General features: G+C 59.3%; 2 protein-coding genes. Both read left to right on the top strand.

All coding sequences use genetic code 11. The features are described from left to right. Positions 1-89: 89 nt before the first annotated feature. Positions 90-239, top strand: coding sequence for a hypothetical protein (locus tag AC5ZG1_RS44095; RefSeq protein WP_165421643.1), 150 nt, complete (start codon positions 90-92; stop codon positions 237-239). A 22-nt stretch (positions 240-261) separates the two neighbouring features. Continuing rightward, positions 262-636, top strand: coding sequence for a DUF2478 domain-containing protein (locus AC5ZG1_RS44090; RefSeq protein WP_463331869.1), 375 nt, complete (start codon positions 262-264; stop codon positions 634-636). Positions 637-756 lie beyond the last annotated feature (120 nt).

Below are 756 nucleotides of genomic sequence, written 5' to 3'. Positions count from 1 at the left end.
CCAGCCAGCATGTTGAATCAGAACCGATCTGATTTGGGAATCCTCAATCGATTCAATCTAATCCCATCCCGCTCTAGAGGATCACGGTCATGATCACCAAGCTTGCCGACATCGATCCGAAGCGCGTCGCGGCAATCCTCTACCGGCGAAACAGGACGCTTGTGAGCTGCTCGCCGACTTACCCCAGGAGTCTCATGCGGCAAGGCGTGCACGTCGGCGGCTTCGTTCAGCAAACCTGAAGGGCGCGACGGCATAAAAACCATGGTCGCGCTCGACATTGCGACAGGGCACGAGATTTCGATCTGCCAGCCACTCGGCAGCGGCGCCATATCCTGCAAGCTTGATGCTAGTGGGTTTGCCGACGCCGCAGTTGTAGTGGCCCGCGCGACCAAGCGGCGCGTCGATCTCCTCGTGATTAACAATTCTCCGAGCAGGAGCCCCGGCCGGGGGACGAATTTGTCGATGCGGTCATCGCTAGCGTGCCATTCCTCACCACCGTCCGGAAAAATGCCTTGTCGACTGGCGGACTTTCACCGGGGATGTTGGCACAACGCTGTGGTGCGAGCGCCAGGTCGTAGAGGGATGATGGCGCGACATCCCCCGCCGCCGCGCATCTGCGCGCAATCCATCCGGTGACGACGATTTAGTGATGTTCCCATCCGACAGTTTCATCACGGCTGAGAGCATCGCCGATCTTGCCCCGAGATTATCCACCACGATCGATGGAAAAAAGCCGTCACTGCCGGCTTCCGCTCC

This window comes from Bradyrhizobium sp. Leo78, assembly GCF_059512425.1.
The sequence above is the reverse complement of the archived record's forward strand: the minus strand, read 5'-3'. Positions and strand labels throughout refer to the sequence as shown.